Source organism: Lysobacter sp. Root983, from assembly GCF_001429345.1.
Lineage (GTDB): Bacteria > Pseudomonadota > Gammaproteobacteria > Xanthomonadales > Xanthomonadaceae > Lysobacter.
Genome location: NZ_LMJO01000012.1, coordinates 974,887 through 998,675, shown reverse-complemented (window position 1 = coordinate 998,675; position 23,789 = coordinate 974,887). Strand labels below are relative to the sequence as shown.

Here is a 23,789-nt window from a genome sequence, read left to right as displayed (position 1 = left end):
TCCAGGGAGACCGCCATGGGCATGATCAGCGAGTTCAAGGAATTCATTTCGCGCGGCAACGTCGTCGACCTCGCGGTCGGCGTGGTGATCGGCGCCGCGTTCGGCAAGATCGTCACCGCGCTGGTCGACGGCATCGTGATGCCGGTGATCGGCTTCCTCAGCGGCGGCGTCAGCGTCAGCGACTGGAAGTACGTGCTCAAGCCTTCGCAGCTGGACGCGGCGGGCAAGGAAGTCGCGGCCGAGGTCGCGATCAAATACGGCCTGTTCCTGCAGACCGCGATCGATTTCCTGCTGATCGCGTTCGTGATCTTCCTGGTACTGAAGGCCTACAACAAGGTCCGCAAGCCGGCCGAAGCCGCCGCTCCGGCCACGCCGGAGGACGTGCTGCTGCTGCGCGAGATCCGCGATTCGCTGAAGAAGTAAGCGCGCTCCATCGCGAACCACCCGCAACGGCCGCCTAGTGCGGCCGTTGCGCTGTCTGGGCTCGCTCTGCTGTGGGGTAGCAGCGGCGTGAGCCGCGACCACCCATCCCATTGACGACGCAAGGTGGACAAAGCAGGCCTGTCGCAATCGAAAGCCGAGACGAGCCGCGGCTTTCGTCTACGCCGATTGCCGCGATCGCGGCTTACGCCGCTCCTACCCCGAAGCTGGCTTATGGGGTTGTGGCGCCATAGGACGGCAAGGAGCACTCCAGCCCCGAAACGACAACTTCGGCAAACGCAGGAGCCAGCCTCAAGCGCCGCGATAGTCAGCGACAAAAAACGCTCAAGTCCGGCGTGACTTGAGGCATGCAAGCTGCGCGCCGCGGGTTGCTAAGCTCGACGCTTCGTCTTTGCAGCCGGGGAGTTGGGGAATGCGTGCACCGTTGTGGGCGGCCATGGCCGTCGTCTTGTCCGTCGCCACGCTGGGCGGCACCGCGTTCGCGGCCGAACGCGAAACCCGCATCCCCGAATCCGCCCTGGCCAACGTCGCCCAGCTGCGCGAACGCGCGCTGGCCAGCGACCTGGGCTATCGCATCACCGAATCGCTGACCACCGAGGTCGGCCCGCGCCTGGCCGGCAGCGAAGCCGACGCGCGCGCGGTCGCCTGGGCCGAAGCCAAGTTCCGCGAGCTGGGCTTCGACAAGGTCTGGCTGGAACCGGTGACCTTCCCCAAGTGGCAGCGCCGCAGCGAACGCGCCGAAGTGCTGGGCGCGCACCGTCAGCCGCTGACCCTGACCGCGCTGGGCGGCAGCCCGGGCGGCACGGTCGAGGCCGAGGTCGTGCGTTTCGCCGACCTGGCCGCGCTGGAAGCCGCGCCGGCCGGCTCGCTGGCCGGCAAGATCGCCTTCGTCGACTACCGCATGCAGCGCGCGCGCGACGGCGCCGGCTACGGCCCGGGCTCGCGCGTGCGCAGCCGGGCGCCGTCGGCGGCGATCCGCGCCGGCGCGGCGGCCATGCTGATGCGCTCGGCCGGCACCGACTCGCACCGCGCCCCGCACACCGGCATCACCCGCTTCGACGAAGGCCTGACCCCGATCCCCTCCGCCGCGCTGGCCGCGCCCGACGCCGACCAGCTCGCGCGCCTGGTGGCCAAGGGCCCGGTCAAGGTCCGCGTGGCCTTGGATTGCGGCTGGGACGGCACCGCCACCTCGCACAACGTGATCGGCGAGATCCGCGGCAGCAAGAAGCCCGATGAGGTCGTGATCATCGGCGGCCACCTGGATTCCTGGGACCTGGGCACCGGCGCGATCGACGACGGCGCCGGCGTCGGCCTGACCATGGCCGCCGCCAAGCTGATCGGCGAGATGAAGCAGCGCCCGGCGCGCAGCGTGCGCGTGATCGCCTACGCCAACGAAGAGCAGGGTCTGTACGGCGGCAAGGCCTACGCGGCCGCGCACGCCGACGCCGTCGCCAAGCACCAGATCGGCGCCGAGAGCGACTTCGGCGCGGGCCGCATCTACGCCTACTCCAGTTCGGCGCCCGCGCACGCGCAGGCCGCCGACAAGCAGATCGCCGAAGCGCTGGCGCCGCTGGGCATCGAGTACACGCCGGGCAAGGGCGGCCCCGGCCCGGACATCGGGCCGATCGCCGAGCGCGGCATGGCCTGGGCGCGCCTGGCCCAGGACGGCAGCGACTACTTCGACCTGCACCACACCCCCGACGACACCTTCGACAAGATCGATCCCAAGGCGCTGGCGCAGAACGTCGCCGCCTATGCGGTGTTCGCCTATCTGGCCGCCTCCGCCGACGGCGACTTCGGCAGCCAGCCCAAGGCGGCGCCGGTCCCGGAAGAGTAGGCAGGCAGCGCAGCCCCCACGCGTGGGCTGCCTCGCGTGGGCGCCGGCACCGTCGGCGCCCTCCGCCGATGCCGATCGTCGCAAGGCTTCACAACCGGCCCCGCGCGTCGTTGCGCGGCCTTAGACTGGCCGCGCAAGGAATGCCCATCCACCGACCAGGAACGCCGCCATGTCCTTCCCGACCGCCGTCAACGATCAGATCACCGATGCCGTCACCCAGAGCAACGTCAAAGTCATCGGCGAAGCGCCGGCCTTGGCGATGGGCTCGATCTACCAGAGCATGGCCCATTCGACCGGGCTGTTGTTTCAAAACGCGGTAAGCGCGCAGCAGCAGCAGAACGTCCTGATGCAGGCCGCGGTCACCCAGGGCGTGATGCAAATCTACTCGGTGGACACGATGGCGGCGGCGGGAGCCGAGCAGTTGCAGTCGGCGCCCCAGGAAAGCGCGGCCAACCTGCAGAACGCAGTCGCCGGCACCAGCGTGAATTCGCAGATCGTCGACGCGGTGAAGCTGAGCCTGCACAGCGTGCTCGACAGCGCCGGCGATTTTTCCTACGCGGTGCGCAGCGCGGCCGAGGCGATGCAGGCGGCGGTGGACGACATCGGCGAAACCGCGCATCACGAAGGCATGCGCACGCTGCAGCTGGCCGCGACCGCGTCCTGCCTGCGCGCGATGATCGCCGACCCGGACAAGGCCGACGCCTACGCGGGCGTGCTGGATACGATCCGGCGTCTGTGCTGAGCAACGGCGACTGTTTTAGCTCGGCAGCAGCAATAGCAAGAACAACAGCAAATCCCCCAACGCCCGCTGCGCGAGCGTTGGTCCCTTTTTCAAAGGGGGCTAGTGGGCTATCGGTGGGATCGAATTCGCCGGCAGAGGCTTATGGTTTCGAGAATGCCCGCAAGCCCCTTGGAAGCCCGCGTGCCCTCGTGTCCGCGTGCCCGCGTCGGCCAAATCGCCGGCAAGCATTCCCCCCTTTGAAAAAGGGGGGCTAGGGGGGATTTGCTTCTAACACGCAGCGGCGCCCGCTCAAGCGCGCTGTCGCGACGCCCAGGCCGCCAGAAACACCGCCGTCGCCGAAGCCACGTTGAGGCTTTCGACCGCGCCGCTGCCGGGAATGGACAGGCGCAGATCGCAGCTGGCCGCCAGCTCGCGGTCCATGCCCTCGCCTTCGGCGCCGATCACATAGACCACGCGCTCGGGCAAAGCAGTGGCGAACAGGTCGGAACCGCCGCGCACCAGGGTCGCGGCCAACGCGAAGCCGGCGCCGTGCAACTGCGCGATGGCGTTGTCGCCGCGGCCCAGGCGCACCATCGGCACCGCTTCGGCGCCGCCTTCGGCCACGCGCGCGGCCGCGCCGGACAAGGCCAGGGTCGAATGCTTGGGCAGCAGTACCGCGGATACGCCGAAGTGGGCGGCCGCGCGCAGGATCGCGCCCAGGTTGTGCGGATTGCCCACGCCGTCCAGCCACAGCGCGGCCTGCGGGCCGGCCGGCAGATCGCGCAGCCAGGTCGACAGCGACGCGCTTTCCTCGCGCAGCACGTCGGCGACCACGCCTTCGTGATGGCTGCTGGCCGCCAGCTTGTCCAGATCGGCGTCCTCGACCACGCGATAGCCGACGCGATGGGCCACGCACCAGGCCAGCAAGGGCTGCAGGGCCGGAATGCGCGCCTCGCTCAGATACAGCTTGCGGATCGCCTGCGGCCGGCGCGCGAAGGCCGCGCGCACCGCGTTGAGGCCATACAGACGCAGCTCGAGATCGCGCGCGCGGCGTGGCGCGGCCTCGCCCTGCAGTTGCGCTTCGTCCAGACGCTCGCCGACCTGGAAACCTTGCGCGGGTTCGCGCGGCGGGCGCGCGCGCTCGCCATAGGCCGGCGCGGGACGCTCGCCAGCGCGCGCAGGCTGCGGCGCGCGTTCGCGCCAGGGCGTGTCGCGCCCGCGCGGCGCATCGCCGCTGCGTTCGCGTTCGCCGTCGCGCGGCTTGTCCTCGCCACGACCGGCCCAAGGGCCGCCCGGGCGTGGCGGACGCTCGGTACTCGCACGCTCGGGGCCGCCGGCGCTTCCGCGTCCGGCGCCGGAACGCTCTTGTCCCGACCGTTCGCGGCCGGGCGCGCGCTCGTCGCGGCCGCCCTCGCGGCGCCAGGGATCGCCGCCGCCGGGCGGGCGCGGACCACGGGGAGGATCACGGCGCATCTTGCAGACTCCTTCTTACCTTGGCGAACACGCGCAGATCGTGCAGTTCGCCGTACTTGACCACGGCGCCGCGTTGCGCGCCCTCTTCGATGAAACCGTTCTTCAACAGCACCTGCGCCGAGGCCGGATTGCTGTCGAGCACGGTCGCGTACAAACGGTGCAATTCCAGTTCGCGCATGACCCAGGGCGCGAACGCGCCGACCACGCGCGTCATCAGGCCGCGGTTCCAGTGCGCGCGGCCCAGCCAGTAACCGAACTCGGCGCCGTGGCGGCGCTCGCCCTGGCCCGGACGCGCGCCGATGCCGCCGCAGGCCTGGCCGTCGACTTCGATCGCGTAGACCGGATCGGCGAAGTTGACCACCTCGCCGGCCAGGAAACGCTCGCCGTCGGCGCGCGTATACGGATGCGGGAAACGGTCGCTGACGCCGCGCGCGACCAGGGCGTCGTCGGCATGCGCGATCAGGCTGGCGAGGTCGTCGCCGCGCCACGGGCGCAGGACGTAGCCCTCGCCCGCCGGTGGCAGGCTGGCAACGGTGGCGGGTGGGTTCATGCAAGTAGCCTAAATGTGCGACCGTCGCGCTGCAAACGGCGCGCGCGGGCACGGAAGAAAAGGCGGCGATGAAGACCTATCCGATCGAGGAAGTCCATTCCGGCGAAGACGACTGCCTATGGGTCAGCCTGGGCTTCGTCTCCGAGAGCGATCCCTTGGACGTGCTCCATATCGTCTGCGCCTACGAGGTGGAGCCGCAGGACCGCGAACACGGCATGGACGCGATCTACCTGGAGCGCGACGACCAGAGCCGCGGCGGCTACGGCGGCGCCCAGCGCATCCTCGTCGACGAACGCGCGGTCGAGGTCCGACTGAACGAGACCGGGCGCGCGCTGCTCGAATTCGAGGACAGTCTGTGTCTGCTCTGGCCCGCCGAATTGGCGGGCAAGGCCGAAGCGCTGCGGATCCTGGAGCGCATGCGCGAATGCGAAAGCGGTCGCGCGATCGAACTGGCCTGAGCGCGGGAGCGGCGCCTACCGCCCCCGCGCCGACTCAGGCGTGGCCGCCGGCCTGCGGCGTCTCGCGCTCCAGCTTCTCCAACTCGTGCGCCACCGCTTCCGGCGACTTGGTGTACTTGGCCAGCAGCACGTAGAACGCCGGCACGATGAACAGCGACAGCAGGGTCGAGAACGACACGCCGAAGATCACCACTATGCCGATGGTCGCGCGGCTGGCCGAGCCCGGGCCGCCGGCCAGCACCAGCGGAATCGCGCCGACCACGGTGGCGATCGAGGTCATCAGGATCGGGCGCAGGCGCACCGCCGAGGACTCGACGATGGCCTCGTGGATCGCGCGGCCTTCGTCGCGCAGCTGATTGGCGAACTCGACGATCAGGATGCCGTTCTTGGCCGCCAGGCCGACCAGCATGACGATGCCGATCTGACTGAACAGGTTGAGCGTGCCGCCGGTCAGGGCCAGGCCGATCAGCGCGCCGAGCACGCCCAGCGGCACCGTCAGCATGATCACGAACGGGTGGATGAAGCTTTCGAACTGCGCCGCCAGCACCAGGTACACCACCAGCAGGGCCAGGGCGAAGGTCAGCAGTACCGCGCCGCCGGCGGCCTGGTATTCGCGCGACTCGCCCTTCCAATCGATCTGGGCCTGGTCCGGCAGTTCCTCGTGCACGGCCTGGTTGAGCCAGGTGATCGCGTCGCCCATGCGGTAGCCCGGCGACAGGCCGGCGCTGATGGTGATCGAACGCAGGCGGTTGAAGCGGTTGAGGCTGCCCGGCTCGGCCAGCTCCTGCAGGGTCACCAGGTTGGACAGCGGCACCAGCGCGCCGTCGCGCGCGCGCACCTGGATCGCGGCCAGATCGGCCGGCGAGGCGCGCAGGGCCTTGTCCGACTGCACCACCACGTCGTATTCCTCGCCGTTCTGGACGAAGGTGGTGACGCGGCGCGAGCCCATCATGGTTTCCAGGGCGTGGCCGATGTCGGTCACGCTCACGCCCAGGTCGGCGGCGCGCTGGCGGTCGATCTCGACCCGCATCTGCGGCCGGGTTTCCTTGTAGTCGGAGTCGACGGAGAAGAAACCGGGGTTCTTCTCGATGCGCGCGAGCAGCTTGTCGCGCCACTGGGCGAGCTCGGCGTACTCGGGGCCGCCCAGCACGATCTGGATCGGCTGGCCGCGCGTGCGCACCAGGCCGCCGCTGACCTGCGGCAGCGCGCGCACGCCGGTGAGCTGGCCGAGTTCGGCGCGCAGGCCGTCGGCGACGTCGGCGGTGCTGACGTCGCGCTTGTCCCAGTCCTGCAGGAACACCGCGATGCGGCCGGTGTGCATTTCCTCGCTGGCGCCGAAACCGCCGGGCACGCGCGGGTTGTAGCGCTGGATGGTCTTGTCCGGGCCGACGTGCGCGGCGACGATCTTCTCGACCTGCTGGACCTGCTTGACGGTGTAGTCGAAGCCGGCGCCTTCCGGGCCGATGATGGAGATCTGGAACGAACCGCGGTCTTCCGGCGGCGCGAGCTCGGAGGGCACGTAGCGGAACAGGCCGTAGCTGAGCCCGATCGCGACCAGCATCAGGATGCCGAACAACCAGGGCCGCTCGACGCTGCGGTCGAGCCAGCGCCGGTAGCGGCGGCTCACTCCGTCCAGGCGCGCGTTGACCCAGCGATTGATCGGGTTGGATTTTTCCTCGCTGTGCGGACGCACCAGCTTGGACGACATCATCGGCGTCAGGGTTAGCGCCACGAACGCCGAGATCGCGACCGCGCCGGCCAGGGCCACCGACAACTCGCGGAACAGGCGACCGGTATTGCCCTCCATGAAGCCCACCGGCAGGAACACCGCCACCAGCACCGCGGTGGTCGCGATCACCGCGAACGCGACCTGCTTGGTGCCGCGCGCGGCGGCGACCAGTTTGGGTTCGCCCAGGTCGGCGCGGCGCTGGATGTTCTCCAGCACCACGATGGCGTCGTCGACCACCAGGCCGATACACAAGACCAGGGCGAGCAGGGTCAGCAGGTTGATCGAGAAGCCGAACAGGTACAGCGGAATGAAGGCGGCGATCAGGCACACCGGCACCGTCACCGCCGGAATCAGGGCGGCGCGGAAACTGCCCAGGAACAGCCAGATCACGATCAGCACCAGCACGATCGCCTCGGCCAGGGTGTGATACACGCGCTCCACCGCCGACTCGATGAACACCGTGGTGTCGAAGGCGACGAAGATGTCGGTGCCCTGCGGCAGCGAGGGCCGGATGGTGTCGGCGGCCTTGCGCACGGCCAGGGCCACGTCGAGGCTGTTGGCGGTGGAGGTCTTGACTATGCCCAGGCCGATGTTGGGCTCGCCGTTGCTGCGGTAGTAGGCGCGGCGCTCGGCCGAGTCGAGCTGGATCTTGGCAACGTCGCCCAGACGTACCACGTAGCCGTCGGCGCCCTTGCGCAGCGGAATCTGGGCGAAGTCCTCGGGCTTCTGGTAGCTGCGCGCCACGCGCAGGGTGAAGTCGCGGGTTTGCGATTCGATGCGTCCGGCCGGCAGCTCGACGTTCTCGGCGCGCAGCGCGGCCTCGACCTCGTTGACGGTGATGTCGCGCGCGGCCAGGGCGTCGCGGTCCAGCCAGATCCGCATCGCGTAGCGCTGCTGGCCGCCGATGCGGACCTGGGCCACGCCGTCCACCGACGACAGGCGATCGACCACGTAGCGCTCCGCGTAGTCGGACAGCTGCAGCGTGTCCATCTGCTTGGAGCTCATGTTGAGCCAGATGATGGGGTCGGCGTCGCTTTCGACCTTCTCGATCTGCGGCGGGTCGGCCTCCTCGGGCAGGCGGTTGGTGACCCGGCTGACCGCGTCGCGCACGTCGTTGGCGGCGGCTTCGATCTCGCGCTGCAGGGTGAACTCGATGCTGATCGAGGCGCGTCCGTTGACGCTGCGCGACTCGATGGTTTCGATGCCTTCGATGCCGGCCAGCGCATCCTCCAGCACCTGGGTGATGCGGGTTTCGACCACCGCCGCCGAGGCGCCCGGATAGGTCACGTCGACCGAGACGATGGGCGGATCGATCGCCGGCAGTTCGCGCAGGGTCAGGCGCGAGAACGCCATCACGCCCAGGGTGATCAGCAGCAGGCTCATCACGGTGGCGAACACCGGACGGCGGATCGAGAGATCGGAGATGTTCATCGTCGCTCAGCCCCGCGACGCGCTGAAGCGGCAAGCCATGCGCGGGCGCTCAACCATTGCCGGCGCCCTTCGCGGCCGCGGCCGGCTTGGCGCCGCCCTCGACCACCTTGCTGCCCACGCGCAGCTTGCCGGTGCCGTCCACCACCACGCGCTCGCCGGCCTTGAGGCCTTCGACGATCTCGGCCAGACCTTCGCGGCGCGTGCCGATCTTGACGTCGGCGCGCTCGACCGCGCCGTCGGGCTTGACCCGATACACGAAGGAATCGTTGCCGACCTGGACCACCGCGATTTCCGGAATCAGCAGGGCCTGGCGCTGCGGACGCTCCAGGGTGATCTGGACCAGCATGCCCGGACGCAGCACGCGGTCGTCGTTGGCGAAGTCGCCGCGCACGGTGATCGCGCGCGTGGTCGGATCGACGCGCGCGTCGACGGTGCTGACCTGACCTTCGAAGGCGCGGCCCGGATAGGCGGCGCTGGTGCCGCTGAGGTGCTGGCCCGGCGCGATGTCGGCCAACAGGGTTTCCGGCACCGGGAAATCGACGTAGACGCGCGCGGTGTCGTCCAGGGTCGCGATCGGCGTGCCCGGCGTGACCAGCGAACCCGGACTGACCTGGCGGATGCCGAGCACGCCGCCGAACGGCGCGCGGATCACCCGGTTGTCGAGATCGGCGGCCATCTGCGCCACGCGCGCGCGCGCCGCGTCGCGGGTGGCGCGCTGGGTATCCAGGGCCGAGCGCGCGATCAACTGCTGCCCCGCCAGTTCGGTCTGACGCTGGTACAGGCTGTCGGCTTCCTTGGCGGTGGCCTGGGCCTGTTCCAACGCGGCCTGCTGCGCCTGGCCGGTCAGGGTGATCAGCGGCGCGCCCGCGGCGACCACGTCGCCGCTATCGAAATGCACGCGCTGCACGGTCTCGCTGACCTTGGCGGTCACGGTCACCGATTCGCGCGCCTTGACGTTGCCCAGCGCTTGCACGGTGTCGTTCCAGGGCCGCATCGCGGCGGCCTGGATGGTCACCGGCACCGGCCGGTCGCCGCCGCCACCGGGTTGGCGTTCCTCGCCCTTGCTGCAGGCCGCCAAGGCCAGTACGACAACGAGCGTGCAGCCGACGCGGGAGCAAGCTGCACGGAATCCGGGGGCAAGGCGCATGCGGTTCTCTGAACGGGGAACACGGGAGGGAGGCTGGACGCAGGGCCGCAACAGGCGCGTGTAGGCCCAGCCGGGCGATTCTAGCGGCCCTGCGTTAACGTTCGCGTGGGCCATTGGTTGACGCCTGGCGAGCCCCGACATGCCCGTGTGGCCGGATGAAGCCGCTCGGCGCGTGTAAGGTTTGCCGAATGTGGCGGATCGCCCGCAACCGCGCCTCGGGCCGGCGCTAGCCCGCCCCGCCCGCCTGCACTCCTACTCCCGCCCCCGCTCAGGAGCCGTACGCCATGATCCACGACAGCATTCTCGACACGATAGGCCGCACGCCGATCGTGCGCCTGCACCGCATCGCGCCCTCGCACGTGACCTTGTACGCCAAGGTCGAATCCTTCAATCCCGGCGGCTCGGTCAAGGACCGCCTGGCGATCGCGATCATCCTCGACGCCGAAGCGCGCGGCCTGCTCAAGCCCGGCGACACCGTGGTCGAAGCGACCTCGGGCAACACCGGCGTGGCCTTGGCGATGGTGTGCGCGGCGCGCGGCTACAAGTTCGTGGCGACGATGGCGGAAACCTTCTCGATCGAGCGTCGCAAGCTGATGCGCGCGTACGGGGCCAAGGTGATCCTGACCCCGGCCGCCGAGCGCGGCAGCGGCATGGTCCGGCGCGCCGAAGAACTGGCCAAGCAGCACGGCTGGTTCTTCGCCCGCCAATTCCAGAACCCGGCCAATCCGGCCTATCACCGCCAGACCACCGCGGCCGAAATCCTGCAGGACTTCGCCGGCCGCCGGCTCGATCACTTCGTCACCGGCTGGGGCACCGGCGGCACCCTGACCGGCGTCGGCGAGATGCTGAAACTGGCGCGGCCGGAAGTGCGCGTGACGGTGTCCGAACCGGCCGGCGCGTCGCTGCTCAGCGGCAAGGAATGGCAACCGCACAAGATCCAGGGCTGGACCCCGGACTTCATCCCCGAGGTGCTCAACCCGCAGGCCGCCGACGCGATCCTGCCGGTCGACGACCTGCTCGCGCGCGACACCGCACGCCGGCTCGCGGCCGAGGAGGGCGTGTTCGTCGGCATTTCCGCCGGCGCCACCGTGGCCGCAGCGCTCGAGCTCGCGCAAGGCGCGGCGCCGGGCTCGGTGATCCTGGCCATGCTGCCTGACACCGGCGAGCGCTACCTCAGCACCCTCCTGTTCGAAGGCGTCAACGAAGGCTCCGACGACGAATGGCTGGCCAGCCTGTCCTGAGTCCCGCGCGCTGAGCCGCGCACGCATGCAGCCTTCGGCGCGCAACCTGCTGCTGTCCAACGCCGCGACCCTGGTCGCGGCGTTGGTGCTGCACTGGAACGTGGGTTGGCTGTTGTGGGCGTACTGGATACAGAGCGTGATCGTGGGCTACTACGCCCGCGAGCGCATGCTGAATCTGCGCGAGTTCAGCACCGAGGGCTTCACCTCCGGCGGCCAGCGGGTGCCGGAGAACGAGGCCGGCAAGCGCTCGACCGCGCGCTTCTTCGTCTTCCACTACGGCTTCTTCCACCTGGGCTATCTGGTGTTCCTGTTCGCCCAGCACCGCGTATCCGGCATGTTCGACTGGCTGGTGCTGGTGGCCTGCGGCGTCTCGTTCGCGCTGTCGCAGCGCAAGACCTACGAGGTCCAGCACGCGGCCGATCTGCGCGGACGGCCCAACCTGGGCGCGCTGATGTTCACGCCCTATCTGCGCGTGCTGCCGATGCACCTGACCATCCTGTTCGGCGCCGGCGGCCACGGCACGTTCGCGCTGCTGGTGTTCTGCGCGCTCAAGACCGCCTCGGACCTGGGCCTGGACGCGATCGACCGGCGCATGGCCGAACGCGCCGCGCTCCAGCGGCCGGCGACGCGCGGCGACACCGCACGCGAGGAGTAGGCGTTCGACTCGTAGGGTGCGGTGAGCGCAGCGAACCGCATCGAGCGCTCGATTGGAGCGTCGCACGGTGCGGTTCGCTGCGCTCACCACACCCTACGGGGCGGTCGAAGTCGAGGCGTTGCGGCATCCAGCGCGACGCCAGCGCCGGCGCTCGTGTAGGAGCGGCGTGAGTCGCGATCCCCAGTCGCGGGGTTGCGCGGAGCCCGTGGAGTCCAATCGCGGCTCACGCCGCTCCTACAGGAAGCGAAGCCGCGACACCGGCCGTAGGATGCGGTGAGCGCGGCGAACCGCATCGCCGCGATGCCGCGACAGCGAAGCGATTCGCTGCACCCCCTTACGGTCGAGTCCGAGCTTCGCGGGCGTCTACAGCCAGCCCGCTTCCCACAGATAGCCGACCGTCGCGATCGCGACGGCCAGCAGGGCGTACACCACCAGCTTGCGGTCGCTTTCGTCGTGCTGCACGGTCGGCGTGCGCACTGAGATCACACTGGGGCGCGCGCTGGCGGCATTGTGCGCCACCGTTGCAGTCTTGGTGTGCGCGTGCAGATGCGCGTCGACGCGCTCTTTGGCCGTGCGCAGGTCCACGCCGGATTGGTGCAGGACCTTGATCGCTTCGATGGTCTTGCCCTGCGACAGGGCCAGCAAGGCGGCCGCGGGCAGGCCGCCCTGCGCCGTCGGCGCGGCCTTGGGCTTGGACGTGGCGTGGGACGAGGTGCCGCCGCTGGGCAAGGGTCGGCTGTCGCGCCAGGCCTCGACCGCTTCCTTGGCCAGGCGCAGTTCGATCCGGCCATTGGCGTCGCGCACCAGCTTGATCGCGGCGATCAGATCGCCACGCGCGACCGCCGCGGCGGCTTCCGGGGAAATCGCGACCTTCTTGGAATCCGCCATGCCGCGCTGCCTCCCGCATCGACTGGCCTCAGTCTACTCGGCTTTGGCGGGAGACCCGATTAGCCCGATAGCGCTAGGCGGGGCGGGGATGCGCGCGCCGCCGGCGCATGACGGTCGAGGTTCGCCGGCCCCTGCCCTGCCGGCTCTGGAAAACTGGGCGGGGACGCGCAAGCGCGTTGCGTGCGCGCTTCATCGGTCGCCGCGCGCGCCCTCCTCCCGCTCGCGGGAGTAGGGAAACGGAACGGAAAACGCCGGCACGAGGCCGGCGTTTTCGCTACAGCGGGCGACGGGATTACGCGGCCGACTGCCACTGGCCCAGCGCGGCCAGGCCGTTGTCGCGCGCACGCGCGAACACGGTCTGCTGCGCCGAGGCGACGTTGTTGACCAGGTCCTGCGACCACAGCTTGAGCGCGGCCGACTGCATGGCGCGGCCGTAGGAGAACGACAGCGGCCACGGATTCGGGCCCATGCGGTTCATCGCGTCCAGGTGCGCGGTGGCGGCTTCGTCGGACTGGCCGCCGGACAGGAACACGATGCCCGGCAGGGTCGCCGGCACGGTCGACTTCAGGCACTGCAGGGTGGCGGCGGCGACTTCCTCGACGCTAGCCTGCTCGTCGCAGGTCGAACCCGGCAGCACCATCGAGGCCTTCAGGATGGTGCCTTCCAGCATCACGCTCTGCTCGTACAGCGCGCCGAACAGCGAGCGCAGCACGACCTCGGTGACTTCGAAGCAGGTGTCGATGTCGTGGCTGCCGTCCATGATCACTTCCGGCTCGACCATCGGCACCAGGCCCTGCTCCTGGCAGAGCGCGGCGTAGCGCGCCAGGGCGTGGCTGTTGGCTTCGATGCAGGTGCCGGACGGGATGTCGTCGCCGATGTTGATGACCGCGCGCCACTTGGCGAAACGCGCGCCGAGCTTGTAGTACTCCTCCAGGCGCGCGCGCAGGCCGTCCAGGCCCTCGGTGACCACTTCGCCCGGGAAACCGGCCAGCGGCTGCGGGCCCTTGTCGACCTTGATGCCCGGGATGATGCCGTTGTCGGCCATCAGCTTGGTGAACGGCACGCCGGCCTTGGTCGACTGACGGATGGTTTCGTCGTACAGGATCGCGCCGGAGATGTAGTCGCCCAGCTTGGGCGTGCTCAGCAGCAGCTCGCGGTAGGCGCGGCGCTGCTCTTCGCTGTTCTCGATGCCGACGCCGGCGAAGCGCTTGGCGATGGTGGCGTTGGACTCATCGATGGCGATGATGCCCTTGCCCGCGGCGACCATGGCCTGGGCGGTTTCGGCAAGCTGTTCGATGCTCATGGACATCCTGGGGAGCGGTGGGAAGCCCGCAATTATAGCGGCTGGCGACGGCAGCCGCCCCCGCGCGCCGTTCAGACCCGCCAGTCCGTTGCGGGGCCTGGCGGTAACCGTTTTCAAGTCGAGCCGCGCGGCACCGCAAAGGTGTGCCGCGGGCCGGCACGCCCGGCCAGGCTCAGAGCTCGCCCAGACCCTCGGCGCAGCCGCCGGCGCCGACCTGGAGCAGGCGCAGGGTGTTGGTGGCGCCGTGCTGTTCCATGGTGTCGCCGCTGGTGAAGATCACGCGCTCGTCGATCGCCAGCTTGCCGCTGTCGAACAGCTGCTTGACCGCGCTGCGCGCGGCATCGCGCGAGGCCAGGCCGCGGCTGTCGAAATCGATCGGGTAGACGTCGCGCATCAGGGCCATGCGCCGGCGCGCGCCGTCGTGGCGCGAGAAGGCGTAGATCGGCGAGTTGGAGCGGAAGCGCGACAGGAAGCGCGCGGTGCCGCCGGACTCGGTCATGGCCACGATCGCGCGCACGCCGATGTGCTCGGACAGGAACATCGCCGCCATCGCGATCGCCTGGTCGGCGCGCTCGAGGTTGCGCGGCGCGGCTTCGAAATCGGTGTCGTGGTCGAACTGGCGCTCGGCGCCCAGGCAGATGCGCGCCATCGCCTCCACCGCCTTGATCGGATAGCGGCCGGCCGCGGATTCCTGCGACAGCATCACCGCGTCGGTGCCGTCGATCACCGCGTTGGCCACGTCCAGCACTTCGGCGCGGGTCGGGATCGGGCTGTCGACCATGGACTGCAACATCTGGGTGGCGGTGATGACCACGCGGTTGCGCGCCAACGACTCGCGAATGATCTTCTTCTGCAGGCCGGGCAGCTCGGCGTCGCCGATCTCCACGCCCAGGTCGCCGCGCGCGACCATGACCACGTCGCTGGCTTCGACTATTTCGGCCAGGTTCTCGATCGCTTCGGCGCGCTCGATCTTGGACACCAGCGCGGCGTCGCTGCCGGCGGCGCGCGCGATCCTGCGGGCCTCGTTCATGTCCTCGGCGTTGCGGCAGAACGAGACCGCGATGAAGTCGGCGCCAAGCTCGGCCGCGACCGCGATCAGCTCCTTGTCGCGCTCGGTCAGCGCGCCCAGCGACAGGCCGCCGCCCTGCTTGTTCAGGCCCTTACGGTCCGACAGCGCGCCGTCGTTGAGCACGGTGGTGACGATGCGCTGGCCTTCGACCGCGCCCACGCGCAACTGCAGCAGGCCGTCGTCGAGCAGCAGCACGTCGCCGGGTTTGACGTCGTTGGGCAGGCCCAGGTAGCTCACCCCGACCTCGCGCAGGCTGCCGGGCGGCGCGTCGGTGCTGGCGACCAGGTCGAAGCGGTCGCCGGCCTTGAGCAAGACCTTGCCGTCGGCGAAACGCTCGATGCGGATCTTCGGGCCCGGCAGATCGGCCAGGATGCCGACCTCCACCCCGACCCGCTGCGCGGCTTCGCGCACCGCGGTCGCGCGCGCGATCTGCGAGGACGGATCGCCGTGCGAGAAATTGAGTCGGACCACGTCGACGCCCGCGGTCAGCAGGGCGTCGAGCACGCCCGGCGGATCGGTGGCCGGGCCCAGGGTGGCGAGGATCTTGGTGCGACGAGGATTGGCGAGCATGGCAGACTGCGGTTCCGTGACTGCGGGCCACGCTAGCACAGCTGCCGCGTCCTTCCATCGGTTCCGCCCGCATGTCCGCTCCGATCCGAGACGAATCCGCCGAACGCGACGACCTGCCCCTGCTGCGCGGCGAGCGCCTGCGCCTGCGCGGCTTCCGCAGCGACGACCTGGGCGATTTCTACGCCCTGCACGCCGATCCAGCGGTGATGCGCTATTGGAGCTTCCCGGCCTGGACCCAGCGCAGTCAGGCCGAGGACTACCTGGCGCGCGCGATCGCCGCGCGCTCGCACGACAGCATGCTGTGCTGGGCGATCGCGCTGCGCGACAGCGACCGCCTGATCGGCGCGGCGACCCTGTTCGACATCCATCGCGAACAGGGCCGGGCCGAGATCGGTTATGCGCTGCGGTCGGCGCATTGGGGCCGGGGTTACGCGCAGGAGGCCCTGCAGCTGGTGATGGAGCATGCCTACGACCGCCTGGGGCTGCGCCGCCTCGAGGCCGACATCGACCCGCGCAACCAAGCCTCGTGCCGGCTGGTGGAGCGCCTGGGATTCCGCCGCGAGGGCGTGCTGCTGGAGCGCTGGCAGGTCGCCGGCGAATGCCAGGATTCGGCGATCTACGGCCTGCTCGCGCGCGAGTGGCAGGCCCGCGGCGATTGAGCGGGCACCGTAGGGTGCGGTGAGCCGTCAGGCGAACCGCATCGTCGCGTAGCTACGGTGCGCAGCGCCTGGGCCGGGAATGCGTAACGATGCGGTTCGCTGCGCTCACCGCATCCTACGAGGCGCCGGCACGAGGCGCCGGTATGGCGTGCGGGTGCGAGCAGCGATGGCGCACCGCGAGACCGCAGGATGCGGTGAGTCCTGCCACGAAGCGCGGCGTCGTCGTAGGCCAGCACCCAGCGCGCGCGCCGACCGTGCTCGATGACCGGGGTTCGCTGGACTCACCGCATCCTACGTGGGAGAGGAGGCGACGCGGCATGCGGCCTTCGCGCTCACGGTGGCGCGAACGTCGCGCGATGCCGCGCGCGGCTGCGGGACCAACGCGACGCTGGCGTCAGTCGCAGATCCAGGTGTTGCGGGTGTAGTGGGCGGTACGCAGGCCCCAGGACACGTACTGGCCGCCGCAGTTGGCGGTGGCGCCGCCGACCTCGTTGCCGGCGTCGTCGAAATAGATCACCGAATAGCCTTCGCCGGCGCGCCCGGCGACGGCGACGCCGGCCATGAGCAAGCCGAGCAAGGCGACGGCGATCGAGGTATTCCGGAACACACTGCCCTTGCGACGCATGGTGCGGACTCCGTGTCTGCGCGATCGGACGACCGCAACTAGACGCTACCCCCGGCGCGCGCCGCAAACCTTGACCCGCTTCACAGCAGGGCACGTGAATGGCACAAATTGCGTGCATCGGCACATCCGCAGCCGCGCGCGCCGACGCGCGGTGCGGTCGGCGGGTCCGGAATGCTGCGCCACGGAATGCGCTGGCGCAGCTCGCGGTCGCGTAGGCCTGGGCTCAGGCCGCGAGCAGCGCCGGCAACTGCTGCGGCGTCGCCGCCAGCAGGTGCGCGCCGGCCTGGCGCAGTTCGTGCTCGCCGCCGAAGCCCCAGAGCACGCCGATGTTGCGCATGCCGTGGTGGCGCGCGCCCTCGATGTCCATGCGCCGGTCGCCGATCATCCAGCAGTCCTGCGGCGTCAGCGCGAAGCGCCGCAGCGCCTCGGCGATCAGCTCGGGCTTGTCGCTGAGGCTGCCGTCCATGGTCGAACCGATCACGTCGTCGAAGCGGTGCCCGAACGGCAGGTGCTCGATGATCTTGCGCGCGTGCGGCTCGTTCTTGGCGGTCACGATCGCCAGGCGATGGCCGGCCGCATGCAGCGATTCCACGGTCTGTTCGATGCCGGCGTAGACCTCGTGCTCGGCCCAGCCGTGGCTCTCGAAGCGCTCGCGGTAGTGCTCGACCGCGCGTTCGACCTGGGCCGGCTCGGCGAACAACGGCCCGAAGCTGGTGCGCAGCGAGGGGCCGATCCAGCGCCGCAGTTCCGACTCGGGCGGCACCGGCTGGTCCATCCGGGTCAACGCATGGGCGACGCAGCGGGTGATGCCGACCGCCGAGTCGATCAGGGTGCCGTCGAGGTCGAAGAACAGCGTCGGCGTGGCCGCGGCCACGCTCAGGCGCCCGCCTGCTTGAGCGCGGCGACCGCCGGCAGTTCCTTGCCTTCGAGGAACTCGAGGAAGGCGCCGCCGCCGGTGGAGATGTAGCTGACGTCGTCGGCGATGCCGTACTTGTCGACCGCTGCCAGGGTGTCGCCGCCGCCGGCGATCGAGAACGCCTTGGACGCGGCGATCGCGCGCGCCAGGGCCTGCGTGCCGTGACCGAAGGCGTCGAACTCGAACACGCCGACCGGGCCGTTCCAGACCACGGTGCCGGCGTTCTTGATCAGCTCGGCGTAACGCGCGGCGGTGTCCGGGCCGATGTCGAGGATCATGTCGTCATCGCCCACCGCGTCCACCGCCTTGACCGTGGCCGGCGCGTCGGCGGCGAAGGCCGGCGCCACCACCACGTCGGTGGGCACCGGGATATCGGCGCCGCGCGCCTTGGCGTCGGCCATGATCTGGGTGGCGGTGCCGATCAGGTCGGTTTCGACCAGCGACTTGCCGACCTTGTGGCCGAGCGCGGCGATGAAGGTGTTGGCGATGCCGCCGCCGACGATCAGCTGATCGACCTTGCCGACCAGCGAGGACAGCAGCTCCAGCTTGGTCGAGACCTTGGAGCCGGCGACGATCGCCAGCAGCGGACGCGCCGGGTTGTCCAAGGCCTTGGCCAGCGCATCGAGCTCGGCCATCAGCAGCGGGCCGCCGGCGGCGAGCTTGGCCTGGCGGATCACGCCGTGGGTCGAGGCCTGGGCGCGGTGGGCGGTGCCGAAGGCGTCCATCACGAACACGTCGCACAGCGCGGCGTACTGCTTGGACAGGGCTTCGTCGTCCTTGCCCTCGCCCACGTTCATGCGGCAGTTCTCCAGCAGCACCAACTGGCCGGGGTGCACGTCCACGCCGTCGACCCAGTTCTTGATCAGCGGCACCTCAATGCCCAGCAGCTGCGACAGGCGCGCGGCCACCGGCGCCAGCGAATCGGCCTCGCTCCACACGCCTTCCTTGGGCCGGCCCAGGTGCGAGGTCACCATCACCGCCGCGCCTTTTTCCAGCGCCAGCCTCAGGGTCGGCAGCGCCGCCAGGATGCGTTGTTCGGAGGTGATGCGGCCGGCGTCGATCGGCACGTTGAGATCTTCTCGGATCAGCACGCGCTTGCCGGCGAGATCGAGATCGGTCATGCGGACGATGGACACGTAAGGCCTCCTGGGCACGGACATAAGGGGGAAGGCGGCGCGCGCAGGGTCGGCCGCCGTAGCCCGATAGTGTAAAGGCCGGGATTTGGGATTCGGGATTTGTGATTCGAAAAAGCAAAAAAGCCCGCGTTTGCGGGCTTTTGCTCTTGCCGTAACGAATCCCGATTCCCGATTCCCGAATCCCGGCTCTCCAAATCACGCCGCCGGCGGCGCGCTCCCGCGCAACAGACTGAAAGCGAAGCCGGCGACCACCAGCGCGCCCAGCACCAGCACCGCCCACAGCAGCCAGGTGCGCCAGTTGCGCTCGGGCTCCGGCGCCTGCAGCGCGGCCGCGCCGGCCAGGGCCTTCATCGCACCCAGGCTGGCCTCGGCCGGGCGCCAATCGGCGCCGCGGCCCTGTTGCAGCGCCATCATCGCCTGCGGCAGCGGCAGATCGTCGCGTGCGGTGCGCGCGCTGCCGGCGACCAGGGCGTAAGGCGGCGCGCCCTGGGCGATGAAGACCACCATCTCCGATTGATAACCCAGGCGCAGGGTCGGCTCGGCCGGCACCGCCGCATCGGCGCGCAGGCGCCAATAGCGGTCGTCGGTACGCGCCGTCAAGGCGCGCGAGGACGAGCGACCGTCGGCGCCGACCCGGAAGGCGGTCCAGGTGTCCAGGCGGCGCTGCCAAGGCGCATCGGTCTGGTCGCGGCTTTCCAGGGTCCAGCGCACCGCGTAGTTGCCGGGCAGCGCGACGTCGATGCGCTGGATCGGGAAGCGGCCGTCGAGTTCGAATTCGAAACGCGCGCCCTTGTCCTTGGCCCCTTCGGCGGCCAGGCGCTGGCCCTTGAGCTGGCGCCAGCGCAGCGGCGCGGGATCGGCACTGGCGCTGAGCTCGGCGCTGACCGCGCGGATCGGCGCCACCGCATCGGGATTAAGCGGGCTCAGGCGCAGATAGCGCGCACGCAAGCCATTGGTCTCGAACGCGATTCGGCGCTGCAGCAAACGCCGACCGCCCTGCTCCAGGTCGACCAGGCGCCCGTTCGCGGCGACCTCGCGCCAGCGCTCGAGATCGTCGCTGGCCTCGACCCGATAAGCCGCGTCCAGCGCGGTGCCCGGCGCCCAATCCAGCTCCAGCGCGCGGATCGGCGTGCGCACGGTGCTGGCGTCGATCAGCAAGGCGGTCTGCGGGCCGGTCGCAGTGGCGCGGCCGATGCCGCGCGCCTCGACCCGGCGCAGGCGTCCGTCGGCCTCGACCTCGCTGACCAGCTGCCAGTCCTGCGCGCCGCCGGCCGCGCGCGCGGGCAAGGCGAACCAGGGCAGGCTGACCTTGCTGGTCGCGCGCACGTCGTTGGCGCCAGGCCGGTAAATCGCCGCGGGCACCGGATTGCCGGTGCCGTCGATCACGTCGACGTCGCGCAGGCCGGACTGGCGCGCCTGCAGATAGACCGCATCGTCCAGCACGACGCGGTAAGCGCCCGCGTCCGCGCTGCTCAGTTGCAAGGGCCATTGCTGGGCATAGTCGTCGCGCGGCCCGGCCAGGCCCAGCGCGGGCCACAAGACGAAGGCGATGCTCGCTACTGCGCGGACCAGGCTCATGCCGACATCTCCGAAGGGGGCTCTGCGGGTGCATCGCTCGTCGCCGGCGGCGCCGGCGCGAGGTAACCGACCAGGGTGCACAACAGGCCGTAAGCGATGAAGGACGCGATTCCGAGCAGGTTGCCCAGGTGGGTGCGGTCGACGAACACCAGCTTGGCCAGCACCACCGCCATCAGCACCGCGCCGGCCAGCCACAGCCCACGCTGGCCGCGACGCGAGCCGATCACCCAGCCGAGCACGCCGAGCAGGCTCCAGACCACGGTCAGGCTGGTCTGGACCAGGCCGGTGCGGTACATCGACCCATCCCAAGGCACGCCGCCCCAGTGGTGGGTGGCGCGCAGGGTGATCGCGGTGATCAGGGCGAAGCCCGCGGCCGCGAGCAGCGGCACCCGGCGCGCGCGCAGATCGTCCGGCGCCGACGGCGAGGCCAGCCAGAACGCGAACAGCGCCAGCACCGCGAGCTGGATCAGGTCCAGCGGATTGAGCAGCGGCACCCAGGGCAGCGGCGCGCTGCCGCCGGGCTGGCCCAGCACGACGATGGCGCCCAGCGCCAGAGCGAACACGAAGCTGCCCTGGACCACGCCGCGCCATTGCCGGAAGCGCTCGCTCAGCGGCGGCGCGACGGCTTCGGGCCGCCACTGCAGGGCCGCCGCCATCAGCAGGAACGGCAGCGCAAGCGCGGCCCAGGTCCAGCCGTCGCCGACGGTGGCGCGGCCGACGAACTCGTGCAGCGACAGACTGGCCGCCAGCGGCCAGGCCCACAGCCAGGCCGCGTGCGCGAACGCGAGCTCAGCGCCGGCGCGATCGCGCAGGCAGCGCAGCGCGCGCAAGCCCGCGAGCGCGTACACCAACCAGGCGGCGAGGCCATAACCGGCGAACGGATGCAGATGCGCGGTTTCCTGCACGAGCGCCAGCGGCAAGGCCGCGGCCAGGCCCAGCGCGACCGTCCACGACAGCGCGCGCGTGGGCAGGCGGCGGTAGGCTTCCGCGGCCAGCCAGGCGGTGAACGCGACGAAGGCCAGGCTGGCGTCGGCGCGCAAGTCGGACAGCAGGAAGCGGTCGAACTCGCCCCAGGCGTTGCCGCACCACCAGGCCAGGCCCCACAGGTAATACATCAAGGCCGGATTGCGCTGCTCGGCGCGGCGATAGCTCCAGGCGCTGGCGAAACCGGCCAGCGCGATCAGCAAGGCACCCATGAAGCGCGCGTTGAGCACCGCGGTCAGCGGTTCGGGGCCGTCGCTGATGCCGATCAGGAAACCGCCGGCGGCGAACAGCTGCAAGGCCAGGCCGGCCAGCTGCGGCAAGATGCGCTGCTGACGCAGGCCCAGCCACACCAGCGCCGCGCCTTCGACCGCGAACACGCAGGCGGTGGTTTGCGCCGACAGCGCCAAGGGCACGGCCAGGGTCGCGAAACCGACCGCGAGCAAGGCATACGGCGTGGCCAGCGCAACGAAGTGCTCGCGGCGCTTGAGCCACCAGGCCAGCGCCGCATACAGCACGGCCAGGCCCAGCGCGCAGAACGCCAGCGGCATGCGCTCGCCTTCGAGCAGGCCGGCCTGCAGCGAGAACGCGACCAGCGGCGTGCCGAACACCAGGCAGCCGTCGATGAAATCGCGCCGTCCCGCGGCCTGGCGCCAGGCGTAGAGGATGGGGATCAGCAGATAGAAGACGAAGAACAGCAGCAGGAAGGGTTCGGTGCTGGCGAAGTCCGCGCTGCGATAGCGCAGTACGCCCCAGGCGGTGCCGATGCCGAAGGTGAACACGAAGCCGAGCAGGTTGAGCGCGCGCCACGGCCGCCACCAGGCGATCACGAAGATCGCCGCATTGAGCACGGCGTAGTAACTGAACAAGGCGACATGGTTGCCCTGCCCGGTCGACAGCCAGATCGGCGCCATGAAGCCGGCGAAGATGCCCAGCAGCGCCAGCGCGATCGCGTTCTGGCGCACCGCCAGCACGCCGGCGCCGGCGACCAGCACGATGCTGAGCGCGAACGCGGGCCCGGCCTCGATCAGCCCGTACAGTTTGAACGCCGCGAACACCACCAGTAGCAGCACGCCGATCGCGCCGCCCTGCAGGCTCAGCGCGAAGCTGCGCTTGCGTTCGCGCTGGCGCCAGCCGAACACCAGCCCGGCCAGCGCGGCCAGGGCGATGCCGGCCAGGCGGAACTCGATCGGGAAGCGCATCCAGCCCTGATCGGTGGCGTACTTGAGCAGCGCGGCCACGCCGGCGAACAGCACCAGCATGCCGACCTTGACCGGCACGTTGCCTTCGGTGAACCAGCGCTTGACCGCGCCGACCATGCGCTCGATAGGATCCGGCTGCGCGGGCGCGCGCACCTGGGCGCGCGCGGCGCGGGCGGGCTCGGCGCGCGGCGACTCCTCGAAGATCGGACGCGGCGCCGAGGCGGGCAACGGCGGCGGCAGCGCCGAGGCCGGTTCGGCCGCCGGCGTCGGAGCGGCTGGTTCGCCGGGAATCGTGCGCGGCGGCGGGCCCGGGGGCGTGCTCGAGACGGGGCTGGGCGGCGGCGATACGGGTGCGGGCGGCAGCGGCGCGTCGCGCATGAGCTCGCCCAGGGTCGGTTCGCGCTCGCCGGGCTGCTCTTCGGCCACAGCGACGGCCGCCGTCGGCCGCGCGGCGGCGCGCTGCGCGAGTTCGGCGATGCGCGCCTCCAACAGCCCGACCCGGGCCTTGAGCCCGGAGATCGATACCAAGGCGATGATCAACAGCACCGGCACGGCCAGCAGCACCAGCACCAACAACGCCAACAGACCCTCCATCGCGCCCCATCCCTGTCCTTGTCGCCACGCACGTTAACACCAAGCGCGGCGCCGCAACGGCGCCGAAGTTTTTGTTGCGAATCTGCGGTCGCTCACCACATATCGTGTTGACGGATCGGGGCACCCCTAATATGTTGTGCCTGTCGGTGCCGATCGCGAGATCGGCTTAAAAGGGAAGCCGGTGCGGACCCGCCCCGAAAGGGCGGCGACAAAGCCGGCGCTGCCCCGCAGCGGTATGGGAAACGAACGCGGTCATTGCACTGGGCGCCCGGCGCCTGGGAAGCGGCCGCCAGTAGGCGTAGCAGGAACGAGTCGAGAGTAACGAGCACCCATTCGTTACTCGTTGCTCCCGACTCGTTCCTGGCTACAAGTCCCGAGCCCGAAGACCTGCCGACAACCGCGCGTCGCACACCGCGCGGTACCGGCTCAGGAGTCTTCGGGGGAAGACGGCCGGTGTCGCCCCGCCACGGTTCGCCGTCGCGGTCCGCGGTCCGTCTCGGCCCGCGCGACACCCTGTCGTCATCCTCGAACACTTCGCGCCCGCGGGGGCGCAAGCCGCAACGCCGACCCTCGGCGTTGCGTCTG

General features: G+C 70.3%; 18 protein-coding genes, 1 pseudogene and 1 riboswitch. Of the genes and pseudogenes, 7 read left to right on the top strand and 12 right to left on the bottom strand.

Going from position 1 to position 23,789, the window contains the following annotated elements; all coding sequences use genetic code 11:
* The first annotated feature begins 15 nt into the window (after positions 1-15).
* The 3 genes and pseudogenes from mscL to ASE43_RS11785 all read left to right on the top strand — a co-directional run.
* Entirely contained in the window at positions 16-423 is a 408-nt protein-coding gene (gene mscL, locus ASE43_RS11795) for a large-conductance mechanosensitive channel protein MscL (protein ID WP_056179452.1), read from the top strand.
* Between the two features lie 454 nt (positions 424-877).
* A complete protein-coding gene (locus tag ASE43_RS11790; RefSeq protein ID WP_157499890.1) occupies positions 878-2,278 on the top strand; it encodes a M28 family peptidase in 1,401 nt (466 codons plus the stop codon).
* A 169-nt stretch (positions 2,279-2,447) separates the two neighbouring features.
* Positions 2,448-2,768, top strand: a pseudogene (locus ASE43_RS11785) (RebB family R body protein); the annotation flags it as partial.
* Between the two features lie 540 nt (positions 2,769-3,308).
* Here the strand turns inward: ASE43_RS11785 and ASE43_RS22600 are convergent.
* Together ASE43_RS22600 and ASE43_RS11775 are read right to left on the bottom strand one after the other, a co-directional pair.
* Positions 3,309-4,088, bottom strand: a complete 780-nt coding sequence (locus tag ASE43_RS22600) for a TrmH family RNA methyltransferase (RefSeq protein ID WP_057160674.1) — start codon at positions 4,086-4,088, stop codon at positions 3,309-3,311.
* A 373-nt stretch (positions 4,089-4,461) separates the two neighbouring features.
* Positions 4,462-5,022, bottom strand: coding sequence for a GNAT family protein (locus tag ASE43_RS11775; protein WP_056179444.1), 561 nt, complete (start codon positions 5,020-5,022; stop codon positions 4,462-4,464).
* A gap of 68 nt (positions 5,023-5,090) precedes the next feature.
* Here ASE43_RS11775 and ASE43_RS11770 point away from each other — a divergent pair, with 68 nt between their 5' ends.
* Positions 5,091-5,480, top strand: coding sequence for an Imm10 family immunity protein (locus ASE43_RS11770; RefSeq protein ID WP_057160579.1), 390 nt, complete (start codon positions 5,091-5,093; stop codon positions 5,478-5,480).
* A 34-nt stretch (positions 5,481-5,514) separates the two neighbouring features.
* Here ASE43_RS11770 and ASE43_RS11765 read toward each other — a convergent pair whose 3' ends face one another.
* The gene (locus ASE43_RS11765) at positions 5,515-8,640 is read right to left on the bottom strand and encodes an efflux RND transporter permease subunit (RefSeq protein WP_057160578.1); all 3,126 of its coding nucleotides are present in this window, start codon (positions 8,638-8,640) and stop codon (positions 5,515-5,517) included.
* Between the two features lie 49 nt (positions 8,641-8,689).
* A complete protein-coding gene (locus ASE43_RS11760; RefSeq protein ID WP_056179435.1) occupies positions 8,690-9,787 on the bottom strand; it encodes an efflux RND transporter periplasmic adaptor subunit in 1,098 nt (365 codons plus the stop codon).
* 284 nt (positions 9,788-10,071) lie between these two features.
* Here ASE43_RS11760 and cysK point away from each other — a divergent pair, with 284 nt between their 5' ends.
* Both cysK and ASE43_RS11750 read left to right on the top strand, forming a co-directional pair.
* Positions 10,072-11,028 (top strand): cysteine synthase A, encoded by a 957-nt coding sequence (gene cysK / locus ASE43_RS11755; RefSeq protein WP_056179432.1) that lies wholly within the window; start codon positions 10,072-10,074, stop codon positions 11,026-11,028.
* Positions 10,940-11,683: a DUF6498-containing protein gene (locus ASE43_RS11750; RefSeq protein ID WP_343123559.1), complete on the top strand. Its 744-nt coding sequence runs from the start codon at positions 10,940-10,942 to the stop codon at positions 11,681-11,683. The genes cysK and ASE43_RS11750 overlap by 89 nt, the downstream gene beginning before the upstream one ends.
* Before the next feature lie 363 nt (positions 11,684-12,046).
* Here the strand turns inward: ASE43_RS11750 and ASE43_RS11745 are convergent, their stop codons facing one another.
* The 3 genes from ASE43_RS11745 to pyk all read right to left on the bottom strand — a co-directional run bounded on the left by ASE43_RS11745 (position 12,047) and on the right by pyk (position 15,513).
* Positions 12,047-12,571, bottom strand: a complete 525-nt coding sequence (locus ASE43_RS11745; RefSeq protein WP_057160576.1) for a hypothetical protein — start codon at positions 12,569-12,571, stop codon at positions 12,047-12,049.
* Between the two features lie 292 nt (positions 12,572-12,863).
* Positions 12,864-13,874 (bottom strand): class I fructose-bisphosphate aldolase, encoded by a 1,011-nt coding sequence (locus ASE43_RS11740; RefSeq protein WP_056179423.1) that lies wholly within the window; start codon positions 13,872-13,874, stop codon positions 12,864-12,866.
* 172 nt (positions 13,875-14,046) lie between these two features.
* Positions 14,047-15,513 (bottom strand): pyruvate kinase, encoded by a 1,467-nt coding sequence (gene pyk, locus ASE43_RS11735; RefSeq protein WP_056179421.1) that lies wholly within the window; start codon positions 15,511-15,513, stop codon positions 14,047-14,049.
* 71 nt (positions 15,514-15,584) lie between these two features.
* On the opposite strand from pyk, the gene ASE43_RS11730 reads away from it, so the two are divergent.
* On the top strand, positions 15,585-16,172 hold the full coding sequence (locus ASE43_RS11730) for a GNAT family N-acetyltransferase (RefSeq protein ID WP_057160575.1): 588 nt from the start codon (positions 15,585-15,587) through the stop codon (positions 16,170-16,172).
* A gap of 394 nt (positions 16,173-16,566) precedes the next feature.
* Here ASE43_RS11730 and ASE43_RS11725 read toward each other — a convergent pair whose 3' ends face one another.
* The 5 genes from ASE43_RS11725 to ASE43_RS11705 all read right to left on the bottom strand — a co-directional run bounded on the left by ASE43_RS11725 (position 16,567) and on the right by ASE43_RS11705 (position 23,204).
* Positions 16,567-16,797, bottom strand: coding sequence for a DUF6289 family protein (locus tag ASE43_RS11725; protein ID WP_056179417.1), 231 nt, complete (start codon positions 16,795-16,797; stop codon positions 16,567-16,569).
* Between the two features lie 223 nt (positions 16,798-17,020).
* Positions 17,021-17,671 (bottom strand): HAD hydrolase-like protein, encoded by a 651-nt coding sequence (locus ASE43_RS11720; protein ID WP_056179412.1) that lies wholly within the window; start codon positions 17,669-17,671, stop codon positions 17,021-17,023.
* 2 nt (positions 17,672-17,673) lie between these two features.
* Positions 17,674-18,849: a phosphoglycerate kinase gene (locus tag ASE43_RS11715; protein WP_057160574.1), complete on the bottom strand. Its 1,176-nt coding sequence runs from the start codon at positions 18,847-18,849 to the stop codon at positions 17,674-17,676.
* 195 nt (positions 18,850-19,044) lie between these two features.
* On the bottom strand, positions 19,045-20,427 hold the full coding sequence (locus ASE43_RS11710) for a DUF3999 domain-containing protein (RefSeq protein WP_057160573.1): 1,383 nt from the start codon (positions 20,425-20,427) through the stop codon (positions 19,045-19,047).
* A complete protein-coding gene (locus tag ASE43_RS11705; protein WP_057160572.1) occupies positions 20,424-23,204 on the bottom strand; it encodes a DUF2339 domain-containing protein in 2,781 nt (926 codons plus the stop codon). Before ASE43_RS11705 ends, ASE43_RS11710 begins: the two co-directional genes overlap by 4 nt.
* A gap of 127 nt (positions 23,205-23,331) precedes the next feature.
* A riboswitch (cobalamin riboswitch) is annotated at positions 23,332-23,614 on the top strand.
* Positions 23,615-23,789: the final 175 nt, after the last annotated feature.

What these genes read in the sequence shown, in the direction of transcription:
- ASE43_RS11725 (WP_056179417.1), bottom strand. Translation starts at nt 16,797, where the DNA reads ATGCGTCGCAAGGGCAGTGTGTTCCGGAATACCTCGATCGCCGTCGCC.
- ASE43_RS11730 (WP_057160575.1), top strand. Translation starts at nt 15,585, where the DNA reads ATGTCCGCTCCGATCCGAGACGAATCCGCCGAACGCGACGACCTGCCC.
- ASE43_RS11760 (WP_056179435.1), bottom strand. Translation starts at nt 9,787, where the DNA reads ATGCGCCTTGCCCCCGGATTCCGTGCAGCTTGCTCCCGCGTCGGCTGC.
- ASE43_RS11790 (WP_157499890.1), top strand. Translation starts at nt 878, where the DNA reads ATGGCCGTCGTCTTGTCCGTCGCCACGCTGGGCGGCACCGCGTTCGCG.
- ASE43_RS11745 (WP_057160576.1), bottom strand. Translation starts at nt 12,571, where the DNA reads ATGGCGGATTCCAAGAAGGTCGCGATTTCCCCGGAAGCCGCCGCGGCG.
- cysK (WP_056179432.1), top strand. Translation starts at nt 10,072, where the DNA reads ATGATCCACGACAGCATTCTCGACACGATAGGCCGCACGCCGATCGTG.
- pyk (WP_056179421.1), bottom strand. Translation starts at nt 15,513, where the DNA reads ATGCTCGCCAATCCTCGTCGCACCAAGATCCTCGCCACCCTGGGCCCG.
- ASE43_RS11710 (WP_057160573.1), bottom strand. Translation starts at nt 20,427, where the DNA reads ATGAGCCTGGTCCGCGCAGTAGCGAGCATCGCCTTCGTCTTGTGGCCC.
- ASE43_RS11775 (WP_056179444.1), bottom strand. Translation starts at nt 5,022, where the DNA reads ATGAACCCACCCGCCACCGTTGCCAGCCTGCCACCGGCGGGCGAGGGC.
- ASE43_RS11770 (WP_057160579.1), top strand. Translation starts at nt 5,091, where the DNA reads ATGAAGACCTATCCGATCGAGGAAGTCCATTCCGGCGAAGACGACTGC.
- ASE43_RS11765 (WP_057160578.1), bottom strand. Translation starts at nt 8,640, where the DNA reads ATGAACATCTCCGATCTCTCGATCCGCCGTCCGGTGTTCGCCACCGTG.
- ASE43_RS11740 (WP_056179423.1), bottom strand. Translation starts at nt 13,874, where the DNA reads ATGAGCATCGAACAGCTTGCCGAAACCGCCCAGGCCATGGTCGCCGCG.
- mscL (WP_056179452.1), top strand. Translation starts at nt 16, where the DNA reads ATGGGCATGATCAGCGAGTTCAAGGAATTCATTTCGCGCGGCAACGTC.
- ASE43_RS11705 (WP_057160572.1), bottom strand. Translation starts at nt 23,204, where the DNA reads ATGGAGGGTCTGTTGGCGTTGTTGGTGCTGGTGCTGCTGGCCGTGCCG.